This window comes from Acidovorax sp. BLS4, assembly GCF_032929295.1.
GTDB lineage: Bacteria > Pseudomonadota > Gammaproteobacteria > Burkholderiales > Burkholderiaceae_C > Paracidovorax.
In genome coordinates, this window is sequence record NZ_CP136797.1 from 1,617,106 (window position 1) to 1,632,919 (window position 15,814).

A 15,814-nucleotide genomic window follows, 5' to 3' on the forward strand; every position below is an offset into this window, starting at 1 on the left:
GTCAGTAGATGACCACGCCGCGGATCGACTCGCCGCGCTTCATCAGGTCGAACCCGTGGTTGATGTCGGCCAGGGGCATGGTGTGGGTGATCAGGCTGTCGATGTCGATCTTGCCCTCCATGTACCAGTCCACGATCTTGGGCACGTCGGTGCGGCCCCGGGCGCCGCCGAAGGCCGAGCCTTCCCACTTGCGGCCCGTCACGAGCTGGAAGGGGCGCGTGCTGATCTCGGCGCCGGCCTCGGCCACGCCGATGATGATGCTGCGGCCCCAGCCCTTGTGCGTGCACTCCAGCGCCTGGCGCATCACCTTGGTGTTGCCGATGCATTCGAAGGAATAGTCCGCGCCGCCGTCGGTCAGCTGCACGATGGCGTCCACCACGTTCTCGACCTCATTCGGGTTGATGAAGTGCGTCATGCCGAACTGGCGCGCCATCTCCTGGCGGGCGGGGTTGATGTCCACGCCGATGATCTTGTCCGCGCCCACCATCTTGGCGCCCTGGATCACGTTCAGGCCGATGCCGCCCAGGCCGAACACCACCACGTTCGCGCCGGCCTCCACCTTGGCAGTGAACAGCACCGCGCCGATGCCGGTGGTCACGCCGCAGCCGATGTAGCAGACCTTGTCGAACGGGGCGTCCTCGCGGATCTTGGCCAGCGAGATCTCGGGGGCCACGGTGTAGTTGCTGAACGTGCTCGTGCCCATGTAGTGGAAGATGGGCTGGCCGTCGATGCTGAAGCGGCTGGTGGCGTCCGGCATCAGTCCCTTGCCCTGCGTGCCGCGGATCAACTGGCACAGGTTGGTCTTGCGCGACAGGCAGAACTTGCATTGGCGGCATTCGGGCGTGTACAGCGGGATCACGTGGTCGCCCTTCTTGAGCGTGGTCACGCCCGGCCCCACGTCCACCACGATGCCGGCGCCTTCGTGGCCCAGGATGGCGGGAAAGATCCCTTCCGGATCGGCGCCGGAGAGGGTGTAGTAGTCGGTATGGCAAATGCCAGTGGCCTTGATTTCGACCAGCACCTCGCCGAATTTCGGGCCCTGCAGGTCCACGGTTTCGATGGTGAGGGGTTCTCCGGCCTTCCAGGCGACGGCGGCTTGGGTTTTCATGGGATGGGGCTCCTGTCAGTGGGTGGTTCGGTGGCTCGCAAAGGGGGGCACGGCGGCGTTTTATGCCGGCGGGCGCGGCGCCTCGGGCGGCTGCAGCAGTCTTTCTAGCAGATGCGGCAGGTCCGGCCGCCTTGCATGGCCGGATCGGCCGGCGACAATCGCTGCGCCAATCCGGCCCGGGCGGCGCCCGGACGGTCCTGCATGCCGGTGCCGCGAGCGTAAAAGCGTTTGGCCCGCTCCGCCGCGCGCCGCGCGGGCCCCGGCCGTGTTTGGCCGCCGTGCCGGGCATCTTGGCCGCTGGAGCGGGTCGTGCCGCCCGCCGTCTTTTGATTTCTTGGTTTCTGCCCGTCATGTCCACTCCCTACACCGTCGATATCGTCGTCTACCCCGGCTTCAAGGCCCTGGAGGCGATCGGCCCCATGTCGGTGTTCGACTATGCCAACGTGCACCTGGCGCGGCGCGGCCAGCCGCCGGGCTATGCGGTATCGGTGGCGGCTGAAGGGCTGGGCGACGTGCCTTCCGACACGGCCATGTCGCTGCGGGCCACGCGCCAGCTGGGGCAGGGGCCCGATCCGCACATCGCGCTGGTGGTGGGGTCGCGCGACATCGAGACGGCGCTGGCGGCCTCCCCCGGCGTGGTGGCCTGGGGGGCGGCCACGGCGCCGCGGGTGCGGCACATGGTGGCGCTGTGCTCGGGCAGCTTCTTCCTGGGGGCGGCCGGCCTGCTGGACGGCGCGCAGGCGGCCACGCACTGGAGCGTGGCCGATCTGCTGCAGCGCCGTTTCCCCGCCGTGCGCGTGGATGCCGACGCGATCTACGTGCGCAGCGGCAACCTGTGGACCTCGGCCGGGGTCACCGCCGGCATCGACCTGGCGCTGGCCCTGGTGGAGGAGGACTTCGGCCGCACCCTGGCGCTGGAGGTGGCGCGCGACCTGGTGATGTACTTGAAGCGCCCCGGCGGGCAATCGCAGTTCAGCATGCACCTGGCCAGCCAGGGCACGCGCCACCCGGGCATCCGCGAGGTGCAGGCGTGGGTGCTGTCGCACCTGGCCGAGTCCCTGCCGCTGCAGCAGCTCGCTTCGCGGGCGGCCATGAGCGAGCGCAACTTCCGCCGGGTGTTCCTGCAGGAATGCGGGCAAAGCCCCTCGGACTTCATCGAGACCGCCCGGCTGGAAGGCGCCCGCCGGCTGCTGGAGGAAGAGAACGGCCTGCCGCTCAAAACCGTGGCGGCGCGGGTGGGTTTCCGGTCGGACGAGCCGCTGCGCCGGCTGTTTCTGCGCCGCCTGGGGATCACCCCGCAGGCCTACCGCGAGCGGTTCGGCGGGCCAGGCTGAGCCCCGGCCCGGCGGCCCGGCGGGTCGCCGGGCCTTTTGGAAAAAAGGCATGATGACAAGCTGCGCAGCGCTGCGAGACCGCCGGCAACGGCCGGGCCCGACTGCACATCGACACCCAACGAGCGAGCGATTCAAAGGTTTTTTCTCAATGCACACCGTCCCCGGCCCAGCGGCCGCCGGCTCTGCCGATTCCCCGGGTAGCCGCCCCGACGCGCGAGCGATCTCCGAGTTCGATTGGTCCCTGACCCCCCTGGGGCCCGCCGTGCACTGGCCGCAGTCCGTGCAGGCCGCGATCGCGCAGTGGAGCGAGGCCGCCGCGCCATCGGCACCTTTGCCGGATACCGACATCCGCAACCGCCAGATCCTGGACAGCGCCATCGACTACGCCATCATCGCTTTCGACCTGCAGGGCCAGGTCACGCGGTGGAACGAAGGGGCCCGCCGCGTGCTCGGCTGGACGGAATCAGAAATGCTGGGCCACGACGCCGCCCGGATCTTCACCCCCGAGGACCGCGCCGCGCACCGCATGGAGATGGAAATGCAGGCCGCGCTCACGCGGGGCGTGGGCACCGACGAGCGCTGGCACGTGCGCAAATCCGGCGAGCGCTTCTGGGCCAACGGCGAGATGACGCCGATCCGCGATGGTGACGGCACGCCGATCGGCTTCGTGAAGGTGCTGCGCGACCGCACCGAGCAGCATCGCGCGGCCGAGGCGCTGCGCCAGTCCGAAGAACGCCTGCACCGCGCGCAGAAGGCGGGCGGCGTGGGCACGTTCTCCCTCGAACTGGCCACCGACCTGCTGTACGGCACGCGCGAGTTCTATCGCATCTTCGGCGTGCCCGAGGCCGAGACCATCCCCGCCAAGGCGCTGGAGGCGCTGGTGATTCCCGAGGACGCCGAGGTGCGCTCCGCCCGCGAAACCCGCAACGCCGAATCGGCCCCGCTGGATGTGGAGTACCGCATCCGCCGCGCCACCGATGGCGCCCTGCGCTGGATCGCCCGCAAGGCCGAATTCGTGCGCAGCCCGGACGGTGCGATCGTTCGCATGGTCGGTGTGGTGCAGGACATCACCGACCGCAAGGCGGCGCTGCAGGCGGTGGCCGACAGCGCGGCGGAGTTCCGCACCTTCGCCCAGTCACTCCCCAGCCACGTGTGGACCGCCCGGAGCGATGGCCAGCTGGACTGGTTCAACGACCGGGTGTATGAATACAGCCAGGCCGAACCGGGCACGCTGGATGGCGACGGATGGAAGAGCCTCGTGCACCCCGAAGACCTGCCGGCGGTGTCCCAGCTGTGGCAGGCGAGCGTCGCCTCCGGCGAGCAGTATGAAACCGAGTTCCGCATCCGCCGCGCGGACGGCGAGATGCGCTGGCACTTGGTGCGGGCGCTGCCCCTGCAAACGGGGGGCGGGGCCATCAGCCGGTGGATCGGCACCAGCACCGACATCCACGAGCAAAAGCTGGTGCAGGCCGAAAGCGTGCGCGACCGCAACCGCTTGTGGGCGCTCTCGCGCGAACTCATGCTGGTGTGCGACTTCCAGGGCGTGATCGCCGCCGTCAATCCCGCCGCCACGCGCCTCCTGGGATGGGAAAAGCCCCAGATGGCCGGCCATGCCGTGGCCGAATTCATCCACCCCGAAGATGCCGAGGGCATGGCCGCCGAACTGGCCAGGCTGGAGGCCGGCGCGCCCACGCTGGTGTTCGAGAACCGCTGGCGCAAGGAAGACGGCAGCTACCGCCTGCTGAGCTGGACCGCCGTGCCCGAGGAGGGCCTGGTCCATGCGGTGGCGCGCGACGTGACGCGCGAGCGCACGGCCGAAGAGGCGCTGCGCCAGTCGCAAAAGCTCGAAGCCATCGGCCAGCTCACCGGCGGGGTCGCGCACGATTTCAACAACGTGCTGGCGGTCATCCGCACGTCGATCGACCTGCTGCGGCGCGTGCAGCTCACCGACGAGCGGCGCCACCGTTTCATGGAGTCCATCTCCAACGCGGTGACGCGGGCGACCAAGCTCACGGGCCAGCTGCTGGCCTTCGCGCGGCGCCAGGCCCTGCAGCCCACGGTGTTCGATGCCGGGCACAACACCCGGGCGGTCAGCGACATGATCGCCAGCCTGGCGGGCGCGCGCATCGAGATCGAGCTGAACTTGGCGGAGACGGCCTGCTTCGTGCATGCCGACCCGAGCCAGTTCGACACCGCCCTGGTGAACCTGGCCGTCAATGCCCGCGACGCCATGCAGGGCAGCGGCAAGCTCACCATCGAGGTGCGGGCCGTGTCCGAGATTCCCGCGCTGCAGTCGCAGCCCGCGGTGCCGGGCAAATTCGTGGCCGTGTCCATCATCGACAGCGGCACGGGCATCGCGCCCGAGCACCTCACGCAGATCTTCGAGCCCTTTTTCACCACCAAGGGCGTGGGCCACGGCACGGGGCTGGGCCTGTCGCAGGTGTTCGGCTTCGCCAAGCAGTCCGGCGGCGACATCCGTGTGGAAAGCACGCTGGGTGAGGGCAGCCGTTTCACCCTGTACCTGCCGCGGGCCGCGCGCCCCGGCTACGACGCGCAGGCCGCCGAAGGCGACGACCGGCTGGCCCTGGGCAACGGTGGCTGCGTGCTGGTGGTGGAGGACAACGCGGAAGTCTCGGCATCCGTCGAGCAGACCCTGCACGAACTGGGCTACACCACCGTGGTCACGGCCAGCGGCGAGAAGGCGCTGGAGGCCTTGAAGGCCGGCCCGGGCCGCTTCGTGGCGGTGTTCTCCGACGTCGTCATGACCGGCATGAGCGGCATCGAGCTGGGCCGCGAGATCCGCCAGCGCTACGGCGCGGCCCTCCCCATCGTGCTGTCCAGCGGCTACAGCTACGTGCTGGCGCAAAGCCCCGACCATGGCTTCACGTTGCTGCCCAAGCCTTATTCGCTGGACGAACTGGCGCAGGTGCTGCACGACAGCATCCACCGCGGCGCGGACGCCGCGCGGCCGCGCCGCCGCAAGGTGCGCGCGGCACTGCCCCCATCGGCCGCGGCGGATGCGGCGCAGTCGGAACTGCTGCGCCAGGCCGAACTGGAATCCATGCGCATCCTGGACACGGACGAGGAAGCGGCCTTCGACGAGTTCGCCCGGCTGGCGGCGGCCCTGTGCCAGACGCCCATCGCGCTCGTCTCGCTGGTGGATGCCGACCGGCAGTGGTTCAAGGCCAAGGTGGGGCTGGCAGCGCGGCAGACGCCCCGCGCGCATTCCTTCTGCGCCCACGCGATCCAGGTGCCGGAAAGCGTGATGATCGTGAGCGATACCTCGCGGGACGAACGCTTTGCCGACAACCCGCTGGTCACAGGCGAGCCCAACATCAAGTTCTATGCCGGCGCGCCGCTCATCACCTCGACCGGGCAGGCGCTCGGAACGCTGTGCGTGATCGACCGGGTGCCGCGGGAACTGGAGGCCCGGCAGGTGGAGATGCTGCAGTTCCTGGCCGCCCAGTTGGTCGAACGGCTGGAATCGCGCCGCGCCGCATTGCCGGATGCGCCGGCACGGCAGGCCCCGCCGCAGTAGCCCGTCTGCCGCATTCCGCCCGGCCACCGGACCGTGATCCGCCTTTGATCCGCCAGCCGGCGGAGAAGGGGGCGGGGCGCGGGTGGTGTCGGATTGCGCCTACGCCGGCCGGCCCGGCCTTCCGACGCACCGCTCTGCGGTGCGGGCGCCCAATGGCAGCCCCAGACGACGGGTCTGTTTTTGGAGGGTTTTCCCATGTTTTCCAACCCGGCTGTTCCCTCGCCGCTGCGTTTCGGCGAAAGCGTCCCCTCCGCCCAGATGGGGGAATTCGGCGGCTTCGGCCTCCAGTGGCAACAAGGCGATGGCGCCATCGACGGAGACGGCCAGCAGGCCTTCCGCTCTGCCGCATCCGAATACCAATACGGCGACAGCTGCCGTTTCGAAACCCAGGCCCAAGGCTGAAGCCAGGGGGGCGACAACGCAGGCGCGATCCGCGTGTAGCGGGTGGTTGATTCTTCCCTGACGCTACTGCCGGAAAGCGGTTTTCACTGGGAATGGATGGCCTGCCCGGAGGGACTCGAACCCCCGACCTATTGCTTAGAAGGCAATTGCTCTATCCGGTTGAGCTACGGGCAGACGGAAAAAGAAAAAGACGCGGGGCCTGCAGGCCCTGCAGCACGGACTGGACGCCGTGTGGCACATCGGGACGATGGCAGGCGGGTCCGTGCGAGGCGTGAATGATACCTGCCTGCCGGGGCCTCCCCGGTCTTTTTGGCCCCTGGCGTTTTGCGGCAACCGGGGGCTTGCGGGTATAACGCAAGGGCAGGCGCCCATCGGGTGCGCCCGCTCCCCCATCACCCCATGCCGCACAGCCTCTCACTCATCAACACCATTGCCGCGGCGCTGGGCCTGGCGCTCGTGCTGGGCTTCATCGCGACCCGGATCCGCCTGCCGGCCCTGGTGGGCTATCTGCTCGCGGGCGTGGTGATCGGCCCCTTCACCCCGGGGTTCGTGGCCGATGGCGAAATGGCCAGCCAGCTGGCGGAAATCGGGGTGATGCTGCTGATGTTCGGTGTGGGGCTGCATTTTTCGCTGGGCGACCTGCTGGCGGTGCGCAAGATCGCCGTGCCCGGGGCGCTGGTGCAGATGGCGGTGGCCACGCTGCTGGGCATGGGCCTGGCGCTGTGGTGGGGCTGGGGCCTGGGCGGGGCGCTGGTGTTCGGCCTGGCCCTGTCGGTGGCCAGCACCGTGGTGCTCTTGCGGGCGCTGGAGACGCTGGGCATCCTGGATTCGTACACCGGGCGCATCGCCGTCGGCTGGCTGGTGGTGGAGGACCTGGCCATGGTGCTGGTCCTGGTGCTGCTGCCGCCGCTGGCGCAGTGGCTGAACGGCACCGCCGGGGCGGGCAGCACGGGCGAGCTGTGGAAGGCGCTGGGCTGGACCATCGCGCAGGTGGGCGGCTTCGTCGCGCTGATGCTGGTGGTGGGGCGGCGGGTGTTCCCGTGGATCCTCTGGCAGGTGGCGCGCACCGGCTCGCGCGAGCTGTTCACGCTGTGCGTGGTGGCGGCGGCGGTGGGCATCGCCTTCGGCTCCGCCGCGCTCTTCGGCGTGTCGTTCGCGCTAGGGGCGTTCTTCGCCGGCATGGTGATGCGCGAGTCGGAGTTCAGCCACCGCGCCGCCCAGGAGTCGCTGCCGCTGCGCGATGCGTTCGCGGTGCTGTTCTTCGTCTCCGTGGGCATGCTGTTCAACCCCTGGGTGCTGGTGGAGCGCCCCTTCCAGGTGCTGGCCGTGGTGGCCATCATCATCCTGGGCAAGACGCTCGCGGCGGCCGCACTGGTGCTGGCCTTCCGCTACCCGCTGAACACGGCGCTCACGGTGTCGGCCAGCCTGGCGCAGATCGGCGAGTTCTCGTTCATCCTGGTGGGCCTGGGCGCGTCGCTGGGGCTGCTGCCGCCGGAAGGGGCCAGCCTCGTGCTGGCCGGTGCGCTCATCTCGATCGCGGTCAACCCGCTGCTGTTCCATGCCATCGCCCCGCTGCAGGACTGGCTGCGCGCCCGCTCGGCCCTGGCGCGCCGGCTGGAGCAGCGCGACGACCCGCTGGCGGAGCTGCCCCTGAGCACGCACCGCCGGTACCTCGCGCGCCAGGTGGTGCTGGTCGGCTACGGCCGCGTGGGACGGCGTATCGCGGCGGCGCTGTCGGAGAGCGACATTCCCTTCGTCGTGGCCGAGCAGAACCGCGACCTGGTGGAGACGTTGCGCAACGGCGGCATGGCGGCGGTCTACGGCGACGCGGTGGAGCCGGCCGTGCTGATCCAGGCGCACATCGCCCGGGCGCACATGCTGGTGATCGCCACGCCGAACACGCTGGACGTGCGCCAGATCATCGCGACGGCGCGCACGCTCAACCCGGAGATCGAAACCGTGGTCCGCAGCCACAACGAGGCCGAGGCCCGGCTGCTGGAGCAGGAAGAGGGCGTGGCCAAGGTGTTCCTCGGCGAGGAGGCGCTGGCCGCGGCGATGACCACGCATGTGCTGGGCCGCGCCGGCGAGCGCCAGGCCGAGGCGACGGCGCCGGGCGCGATGGAGGAGCGGCACGCTTCGGTTTGAGCCAAATCGGGCTCCACGGCATGATTGACTAGGGCATATTGCTACTATTTTTGTAGCGATCTGCAGGGGCCTTGGCGCGCCTCATCCCGTCTGTCCGTCTGCCGTTAGGTCGTCTGCAGGCTGGCCGACGCCGTGGCGCTGGCCCCGCGCCTGTCTTTCCCCGGCTTCAGTCAGCCTCTTCGAACACCAGCGACGGCGTGGCCATGACCCGGGCCGTGTCGCCCAGCGCCGGGATCAGGTGGTTGGCGAAGTAGCTGTTCTGCGTGTCGGGCTCCAGCGCGGCGACGGCCAGGTTGGCCAGGGGCTGGTTCAGCGGCACGTAGTAGCTGCCTTCGGGCACGTCGATGGCGGTGCGCACCGTGGTCACGCGCACGCGGGTGATGTCCTGCTGGCCGGCGATGGTGCCGCGCACGTCCTGGCGCACGCCTTCCTCGCGGCCGGTTTCCTGGTAGCTGTCGCTCAGGAGCGAACCCGGCTCGGCCACCCGCATGACCTGCAGCCCGAGCAGCTTGAGCCGCTCGGCCGCCTGGCCCGCCGTGGGCGAGAGCCAGTAGCCGCAAGGGCGGGGGCGCGAGGCGACGGTGCGCAATTCGAGCGACGAGTTCCAGTCCACGCGCACGGTGCGGTCCGCACCCGTCGCGGGGTCGAGCATGACGAGGTCGCGCTGCGTGGCGGTCGGCCCCGCCTCGATGGCGACCTGGCCGCGGCAGGCCTGCGCCGCGGTGTCGCGCACCACGAACGAACGCACCTGCTCCAGGTTGCCGGCCCGCTCGGCCGTGCTGCGCAGCGCGCTGGACAGCGCGGTCACCTGGGCATGCACGCGGCGCTGGATGTCCAGCCGCCCGATGCCCACGCCGCGCGTCTCCACCAGCAGGCTGACGGCGTTCTTGAGGCCGTTCACGTTGCGGCCCGTGTCGGGCTGCGTGCCGCCCATCGACACGCGGCGGTCCTGCGGGTCGGTGGAGGTGGTGTAGTACCACTCGCTGGTCAGGCCCTGGCCCTGCAGAGCGGCCGCCATGGGCTGGTGGTACCACTCGCGCGCCGCCTTGGTGAGGAACTCGGGCACGTTGGCCGTGGTGGCGTACTGCAGCAGCGCGTCGTACTTCTGGATGGCGCCGAACTTCTCCAGGAAGCGGCCGGCGACGGTGTATTCGTGCGCATCGAGCACGGCGATGGGGCGGTAGTCCCGCGTGAGCCGCGCCAGGGCCTGGGCTTCGGGCGTGTTCAGCAGCAGGTGGTCGCGGTTCATGTCCGTGCCGTTGGCCGTGGCGCGGGTGCCGGCCTCGGCGCCGTCCGGGTTGGCGCGCGGCACGACGACCACGTTGATGCGGTCCAGCAGCGGTTCCAGCAGACCCTGCGACAGTTCGCGCGCCATCACCAGCAGGGCTTCGCCGCCGGCGGGCTCGTCGCCGTGCTGCTGCCCGATGAGCAGCACCGTGGGCTTGCCGCTCGCATCCAGGCTGGCCACGTCGGTGTTGGGCGCATGCGTGAGCACCAGGGCCTGCAGGGGCGTGCCGCGCTGGGACATGCCCAGGTCCAGCACCGTGGCCTTGGTGGCGCCCTGCGGCGTGGCGGCGAGTTGCCGCAGCCACTGGGCGGCCTCGGCATTGGTGGTGAAGGCGCGGCGCCCGTCGGCCAGGCCAGGGGTGTCGTAGTGCACGGCCGGCGCGGGGAAGCGGGCGGCGACCGCCGCGCTGTAGGGCAGGTCGGCCGGGGGCGCGGCCGCGGCGGGCGGCGTGGCGCCGGGCGAGGGCTCCGCGCTGGGAATGATCGGGGTGGACAGCACCGGCGAGGTGACGACCTCGGCGCGCTGGGTGCCCAGCGGCGGCGGCACCACGCGCGCGGTCTGGGGCCGGGGCGCCGCGGGCACCGTGGCCTGGGGCGGCGCGGAGGAGGGCCAGGGCGGCAGCGGGGTGCTGCTGCATGCCGCCAGCACGGCCGAGGCGAGGACCGTGCTGCAAGTCCACAAGGTGCGCGCTTTCCAAGGCTCCGCGCCGGCAGGGCCGGCCAGGGGAGGCGATGAAAGGGCACGTTGGTGGGGAATGGGCTGTTTCATGGTCTGTGGGTCCGGCCAAGGGGGCTGCTATGGGGCTGCGCCGATGTTACCCGGCGTTGCAGACGGGGCCTGTCGGCCAAACACGCGGCTCTGCCGGGTTTTCGCGCAGGGCCGCGGCGGCGCGGCCGGGCGGCGGACGGCGGTCGCCGGTCAGGCCGCAGGCGGCACGGCGGATGTCGTGGGCCTCGTGGGCGTGGTGGCGGGCATCGGCAGGCGCAGCAAGGCGCGGACGAAGCCGTGGTCGGAGCGCGTGCGGTCGCGCCCCTCGTGCAGGTGGTCGTTGAAGTAATCGACCCGCCGCACGTCGCCGGTGTTCGGGCCCGACCGGGCGCTGGGCACGAACTCCTCGCTGACCAGGATCTGGTCCAGCACCGCGGGCATGCCCTGGTGGATGTGCGAGTAGGCCACGTCCTTTTTCAGGGCGGCGTCGCCCTGCACGTCGTAGGCGTTGTACAGGGCCACGTCGCGCGCGCTGCGGTCGTAGGCGACCTCGGTGGTCGCGCAGATGAGCTGCGTGGTCACGCTGTCGGGCGTGTCGTTGAAGTCGCCCAGCAGCACCAGCGGCACGTCGGTGCGCTGCAGCAGGTCCACGACCAGGCAGCGCAGCGCCGCCGCTTCCACGCCGCGCATGATGAGCGAGCGCAGCGAAGCCAGGGCCGCGACCTTGCGGTCGTCGCGGTCCTCCAGTGGCTGCCCGAGGGCGTCGAGCAGGAACTTGGGGCGTTTGGATTTGAGGTGCGCCGTGACCACGTTCACCGTCTGGCCGTGCTTCATGCGCAGGGTGGCCAGCAGGGGCGGGCGTTCGAACCGGTGGTGCGTTCCCAGGCCCGGCACATCGACCGCCAGCGCGGGCGGAAACTCCGCTATCGAGCGCAGCGATTCGACGCGCAGCCGCGTGGCGATGCCCACGCGCGGCGTGCCCTGGGCGCCGTGCGAGGCGCCGGTGTTCTCGGCGCCGGGCACGCTCACGAAGTCGTAGCGCAGGCCGCTGCGGCCGATGGCCGTCTGCAGCGCCTGTTCGTCCCACACCTCCTGCACGGCCAGCACATCGGCATTCAGCGCGCGCAGGCGCCCGCCGAGCCAATCGACCTTGCGTTCGAATTCGGCCTGGGTGTAGGCGTCCTGGTTGGGATAGAACACCCGCCCGGGCAGGGCGAGGTTCAGGGTGTTGCAGGTGGACACCAGCAAGGTGTCCATGGGCCGCGCGGGATCGGCAGGGCGCATGCGTTCCTCAGGATCGGGGCGCGGGCCGGCTGCGGCCGTGCACGGGCGGGGCCGGTGCTTCAGCGGCCGTAGCCGCCACCGCCACCACCCCGGGGGCCGCCACGCGAGCCGCCACCGGAATTGCCGCGGTTGCCGCCACCGCCATAGCCGCCACCACCACCGCCGCCACCGCTGCGGTAGCCACCGCCGCCGCGGCGGCCGGAGCCGGCCATGCTGTCCACGCTCGTGCGCATGGGATCGGGTTGGCCGCCGCCGGTACCGGCATGGCGGGGGGCGCCGAGGTGGCCGCCCGTCTGGGTGCCCAGGTGCGCGTTCTCACGGCGCGGCTGGCCGTCGTCGAAGCGGTTGCCACCGCCACCGCCACCACCGCCGCCGTTGCCACCGCCGTAGCCGCCAGCACCGGCATTGCCGCCGCCGGGGCCGCGGCCGCCACGTCCGGCCGCCTGCGCGCCGGGACCGCGGGGATTGCCGCCAGGACCGCCGGCACGCGGGCCGTTGCCGCCGCGCCCGCGGGGAGCGCCATTGCCGCCGCCTTCGCCGGCCGCGGCGCGGGGGCCGCCGCCGGAGCGTGCGCCGCCGCCTGCGGGCTTGCCGCCCCGGTCGCCGCCGCCACCGCCCTGCGTGGCCTTGTTGGTGCGGATGCGGTCCATCATTTCACTGCGGGCGGCCTTGGCGGCGGCCTGCATGACTTCGCGGCTCGGGGGCTTGCCCGCGCCGCCCCAGATGGTCTGGCGGCCCATGGCGATGGGCTCGGCCTTCTCGCCGGGCTCGGGGCCGAAGCCGTCGAGGATCTGGACCGGGATCTCCTGCTTGGTGAAGCGCTCGATCTCCATCATGAAACCCTCTTCGTCCATGCAGACCAGGCTCACGGCCTGGCCGCTGGCGCCCGCGCGGCCGGTGCGGCCGATGCGGTGCACGTAGTCTTCCGACACGTTGGGGATTTCGTAGTTGACGACGTGCGGCAGCTCATCGATGTCGATGCCGCGGGCCGCGATGTCGGTGGCCACCAGCGCACGGATGTCGCCGCTCTTGAAGCCGGCCAGGGCCTGCGTGCGGGCGCTCTGGCTCTTGTTGCCGTGCAGCGCCATGGCGTTGACGCCGTTCTTGGTGAGGAACTCGGCCACGTTGTTGGCGCCGAACTTGGTGCGGGTGAACACCAGCACCTGGCTCCAGTCGTGCTCCTGGATGATGTGCAGCAGCACCTGCTTTTTCTTGCCTCGGCCCACGGGGTGGATCACCTGCGTGATGCGCTGCACCGTGGTGTTGCGCGGCGTGACCTGGATGCTCTGCGGGTTCTTGAGCAGCGTGTTGGCCAGCTCGCGGATCTCGTCGCTGAACGTGGCGGAGAACAGCAGGCTCTGCTTGTCCTTGGGCACCAGGGCGAGGATCTTCTTCACGTCGTGGATGAAACCCATGTCCAGCATGCGGTCGGCTTCGTCCAGCACCAGGATCTCGACCGTGGACAGGTCCAGGAAGCCCTGCTGCTGCAGGTCCAGCAGGCGGCCGGGGGTGGCGACCAGCACGTCCACTCCGCGCTTGATGCGGTCGATCTGCGGGTTCATGCCCACGCCACCGAACACGACGGTGGACGAGATGTCGACGTATTTGCCGTAGTCGCGCACGGATTCCTCGACCTGGGCGGCCAGTTCGCGCGTGGGCGTGAGCACCAGGGCGCGCACGCCCTTGCCGCCGAACTTGCTCTTGGGGGCCGTGCCCTGCGAGAGGCGGTGCAGCATGGGCAGGGTGAAGGCGGCGGTCTTGCCGGTGCCGGTCTGTGCGCCGGCGAGTAGATCGTGGCCCTCGAGCACGGCGGGGATGGCCTGTGCCTGGATGGGGGTCGGGGTTTCGTAACCCTGTTCGTGCACGGCCTTCAGAATGGCTGGGGCCAGATTCAGTTCGTCAAAGTTCATTCAAGGAAACGCCCTGTCCGGGCGCTGGGGGCATCGGCCTGTCGCAGGACCCATGTCGGGGCTGCGGCCAGTCAAGGCAGATGGGATTCACGAATGGGAGCCAGAACACCGCATGGCGGCTTCGTCGTCCCCAGCAGGTTGCTGAGGCCACCGATCACTGGAGCCGGTGGCTGGGCGCTATTGTGGCACGAGATGCCCGCCGGCGGTCGGGGCTTTACGCAGGCGGCGCGGGCGGGCCGCCCCTGGGGCAAACTGTCGCGCGCGGGCACCGCGTTGCGGGGTTGCCGAAAGCGCCGGCGCCAAAGCATCCGATAATCCGCCTGAACGCGCTTTTCCGGCAGGCCTCCCCGGCCGCTCGTGCACCCCCGGCAGCGCAGCCCCCATCTAAGGAAAGAAAGCCAATGGCCCAATACGTGTATTCGATGAACCGCGTCAGCAAGACCGTGCCGCCGAAGCGGCAGATCTTGAAAGACATCTCCCTGTCGTTCTTCCCCGGCGCCAAGATCGGCGTGCTCGGCCTGAACGGCTCGGGCAAATCCACGCTGCTCAAGATCATGGCCGGCGTGGACAAGGAAATCGAAGGCGAAGCCATTCCGATGCCGGGCCTGACCATCGGCTACCTGGAGCAGGAACCTAAGCTCAACCCCGAGCACACCGTGCGCGAGAGCGTGGAAGAGTCGATGGGCGCGGTGTTCGCCGCCAAGGCGCGCCTGGAGGAGGTCTATGTGGCCTATGGTGCCGAAGACGCCGACTTCGACGCCCTGGCGGCCGAGCAGGCCCAGCTGGAGGCGATCATCGCCACGGCCGGCACCGACTCCGAGCACCAGCTGGAAATCGCCGCCGACGCCCTGCGCCTGCCCGCCTGGGACGCCAAGATCGGCCTGCTGTCCGGTGGCGAAAAGCGCCGCGTGGCCCTGTGCCGCCTGCTGCTGTCCAAGCCCGACATGCTGCTGCTCGACGAGCCCACCAACCACTTGGACGCCGAGTCGGTCGAGTGGCTGGAAGTGTTCCTCAAGCGCTTTTCCGGCACCGTCGTGGCCATCACCCACGATCGCTACTTCCTCGACAACGCCGCCGAATGGATCCTGGAGCTGGACCGCGGCCGCGGCATTCCATGGAAGGGCAACTACAGCACCTGGCTGGAGCAAAAGGGCGACCGCCTGGCGCAGGAGCAAAAGAGCGAGGAAGCCCACGCCAAGGCCCTGAAGAAGGAGCTGGAATGGTCGCGCCAGAACCCCAAGGCCCGCCAGGCCAAGAGCAAGTCGCGCCTGGCCCGCTTCGAGGAGCTGAGCGATTTCGAATACCAGCGCCGCAACGAAACGCAGGAAATCTTCATCCCCGTGGCCGAGCGCCTGGGCCAGCAGGTGTTCGAGTTCCATAACGTCAGCAAGTCCTTCGGCGACCGCGTGCTGATCGACAACCTCAGCTTCAGCATTCCCCCGGGCGCCATCGTCGGCATCATCGGCCCCAACGGCGCCGGCAAGTCCACGCTGTTCAAGCTGCTGGCCGGCCGCGAGCAGCCGGACAGCGGCCAGGTGGTGGTGGGCTCCACCGTCAAGATGGCGTTCGTGGACCAGCACCGCGACGAGCTGGGCAACGACAAGACCGTGTGGGAAGACATCTCCGGCGGCCTGGACATCCTGAACGTCGGCAAGTTACAGATGGCCAGCCGCGCCTACGCGGGCCGCTTCAACTTCAACGGCTCGGACCAGCAAAAGAAAGTCGGCAGCCTGTCGGGGGGCGAACGCGGGCGCCTGCACCTGGCCAAGACGCTGATCGCGGGCGGCAACGTCCTGCTGCTGGACGAGCCCTCCAACGACCTGGACGTGGAAACCCTCCGCGCCCTGGAAGACGCGCTGCTGGAATACGCCGGCACCGTGCTGGTGATCAGCCATGACCGCTGGTTCCTGGACCGGATCGCCACGCACATCCTGGCCGCGGAAGGCGACAGCCAGTGGGTGTTCTTTGACGGAAACTATCAGGAATACGAAGCCGACAAGAAAAAACGCCTGGGCGAAGAGGGCGCAAAGCCCAAGCGCATGCGTTACAAGGCACTCAAGTAAGCAACAACCCGTTAGGATCGTCGCTGCTGCCGCT

At 69.9% G+C, this 15,814-nt stretch carries 9 protein-coding genes and 1 tRNA gene; 5 read left to right on the forward strand and 5 right to left on the reverse strand.

Features of this window, described 5'->3' with window-relative positions:
* Position 1: 1 nt before the first annotated feature.
* On the reverse strand, positions 2 to 1,108 hold the full coding sequence (locus R1Z03_RS07515; protein WP_092744641.1) for an S-(hydroxymethyl)glutathione dehydrogenase/class III alcohol dehydrogenase: 1,107 nt from the start codon (positions 1,106 to 1,108) through the stop codon (positions 2 to 4).
* 350 nt (positions 1,109 to 1,458) lie between these two features.
* Here R1Z03_RS07515 and R1Z03_RS07520 point away from each other — a divergent pair, with 350 nt between their 5' ends.
* From R1Z03_RS07520 to R1Z03_RS07530, 3 genes are all read left to right on the forward strand, one after another.
* Entirely contained in the window at positions 1,459 to 2,442 is a 984-nt protein-coding gene (locus R1Z03_RS07520; protein WP_317358329.1) for a helix-turn-helix domain-containing protein, read from the forward strand.
* Positions 2,443 to 2,590: 148 nt separating this feature from the next.
* Positions 2,591 to 5,980: a PAS domain S-box protein gene (locus tag R1Z03_RS07525; protein ID WP_317358331.1), complete on the forward strand. Its 3,390-nt coding sequence runs from the start codon at positions 2,591 to 2,593 to the stop codon at positions 5,978 to 5,980.
* A gap of 195 nt (positions 5,981 to 6,175) precedes the next feature.
* Positions 6,176 to 6,382, forward strand: coding sequence for a hypothetical protein (locus tag R1Z03_RS07530; protein WP_272568429.1), 207 nt, complete (start codon positions 6,176 to 6,178; stop codon positions 6,380 to 6,382).
* 97 nt (positions 6,383 to 6,479) lie between these two features.
* Here the strand turns inward: R1Z03_RS07530 and R1Z03_RS07535 are convergent.
* Positions 6,480 to 6,556 (reverse strand) — tRNA-Arg (locus R1Z03_RS07535).
* Positions 6,557 to 6,781: 225 nt separating this feature from the next.
* Here R1Z03_RS07535 and ybaL point away from each other — a divergent pair.
* Positions 6,782 to 8,527: a YbaL family putative K(+) efflux transporter gene (gene ybaL, locus R1Z03_RS07540; protein WP_317358334.1), complete on the forward strand. Its 1,746-nt coding sequence runs from the start codon at positions 6,782 to 6,784 to the stop codon at positions 8,525 to 8,527.
* 166 nt (positions 8,528 to 8,693) lie between these two features.
* Here the strand turns inward: ybaL and R1Z03_RS07545 are convergent, their stop codons facing one another.
* The 3 genes from R1Z03_RS07545 to R1Z03_RS07555 all read right to left on the reverse strand — a co-directional run bounded on the left by R1Z03_RS07545 (position 8,694) and on the right by R1Z03_RS07555 (position 13,717).
* Positions 8,694 to 10,583, reverse strand: coding sequence for a M14 family metallocarboxypeptidase (locus R1Z03_RS07545; protein WP_372588243.1), 1,890 nt, complete (start codon positions 10,581 to 10,583; stop codon positions 8,694 to 8,696).
* Positions 10,584 to 10,733: 150 nt separating this feature from the next.
* Positions 10,734 to 11,807, reverse strand: coding sequence for an endonuclease/exonuclease/phosphatase family protein (locus R1Z03_RS07550; RefSeq protein ID WP_317358341.1), 1,074 nt, complete (start codon positions 11,805 to 11,807; stop codon positions 10,734 to 10,736).
* A gap of 59 nt (positions 11,808 to 11,866) precedes the next feature.
* The gene (locus tag R1Z03_RS07555; RefSeq protein ID WP_317358344.1) at positions 11,867 to 13,717 is read right to left on the reverse strand and encodes a DEAD/DEAH box helicase; all 1,851 of its coding nucleotides are present in this window, start codon (positions 13,715 to 13,717) and stop codon (positions 11,867 to 11,869) included.
* Between the two features lie 401 nt (positions 13,718 to 14,118).
* Between R1Z03_RS07555 and ettA the strand changes: the two genes are divergently transcribed.
* A complete protein-coding gene (ettA, locus tag R1Z03_RS07560) occupies positions 14,119 to 15,780 on the forward strand; it encodes an energy-dependent translational throttle protein EttA (protein ID WP_317358347.1) in 1,662 nt (553 codons plus the stop codon).
* Positions 15,781 to 15,814: the final 34 nt, after the last annotated feature.

Coding starts and splice junctions, on each gene's coding strand:
- R1Z03_RS07555 (WP_317358344.1), bottom strand. CDS start 13,717: ATGAACTTTGACGAACTGAATCTGGCCCCAGCCATTCTGAAGGCCGTG.
- ettA (WP_317358347.1), top strand. CDS start 14,119: ATGGCCCAATACGTGTATTCGATGAACCGCGTCAGCAAGACCGTGCCG.
- R1Z03_RS07545 (WP_372588243.1), bottom strand. CDS start 10,583: ATGAAACAGCCCATTCCCCACCAACGTGCCCTTTCATCGCCTCCCCTG.
- ybaL (WP_317358334.1), top strand. CDS start 6,782: ATGCCGCACAGCCTCTCACTCATCAACACCATTGCCGCGGCGCTGGGC.
- R1Z03_RS07550 (WP_317358341.1), bottom strand. CDS start 11,807: ATGCGCCCTGCCGATCCCGCGCGGCCCATGGACACCTTGCTGGTGTCC.
- R1Z03_RS07520 (WP_317358329.1), top strand. CDS start 1,459: ATGTCCACTCCCTACACCGTCGATATCGTCGTCTACCCCGGCTTCAAG.
- R1Z03_RS07515 (WP_092744641.1), bottom strand. CDS start 1,108: ATGAAAACCCAAGCCGCCGTCGCCTGGAAGGCCGGAGAACCCCTCACC.
- R1Z03_RS07530 (WP_272568429.1), top strand. CDS start 6,176: ATGTTTTCCAACCCGGCTGTTCCCTCGCCGCTGCGTTTCGGCGAAAGC.
- R1Z03_RS07525 (WP_317358331.1), top strand. CDS start 2,591: ATGCACACCGTCCCCGGCCCAGCGGCCGCCGGCTCTGCCGATTCCCCG.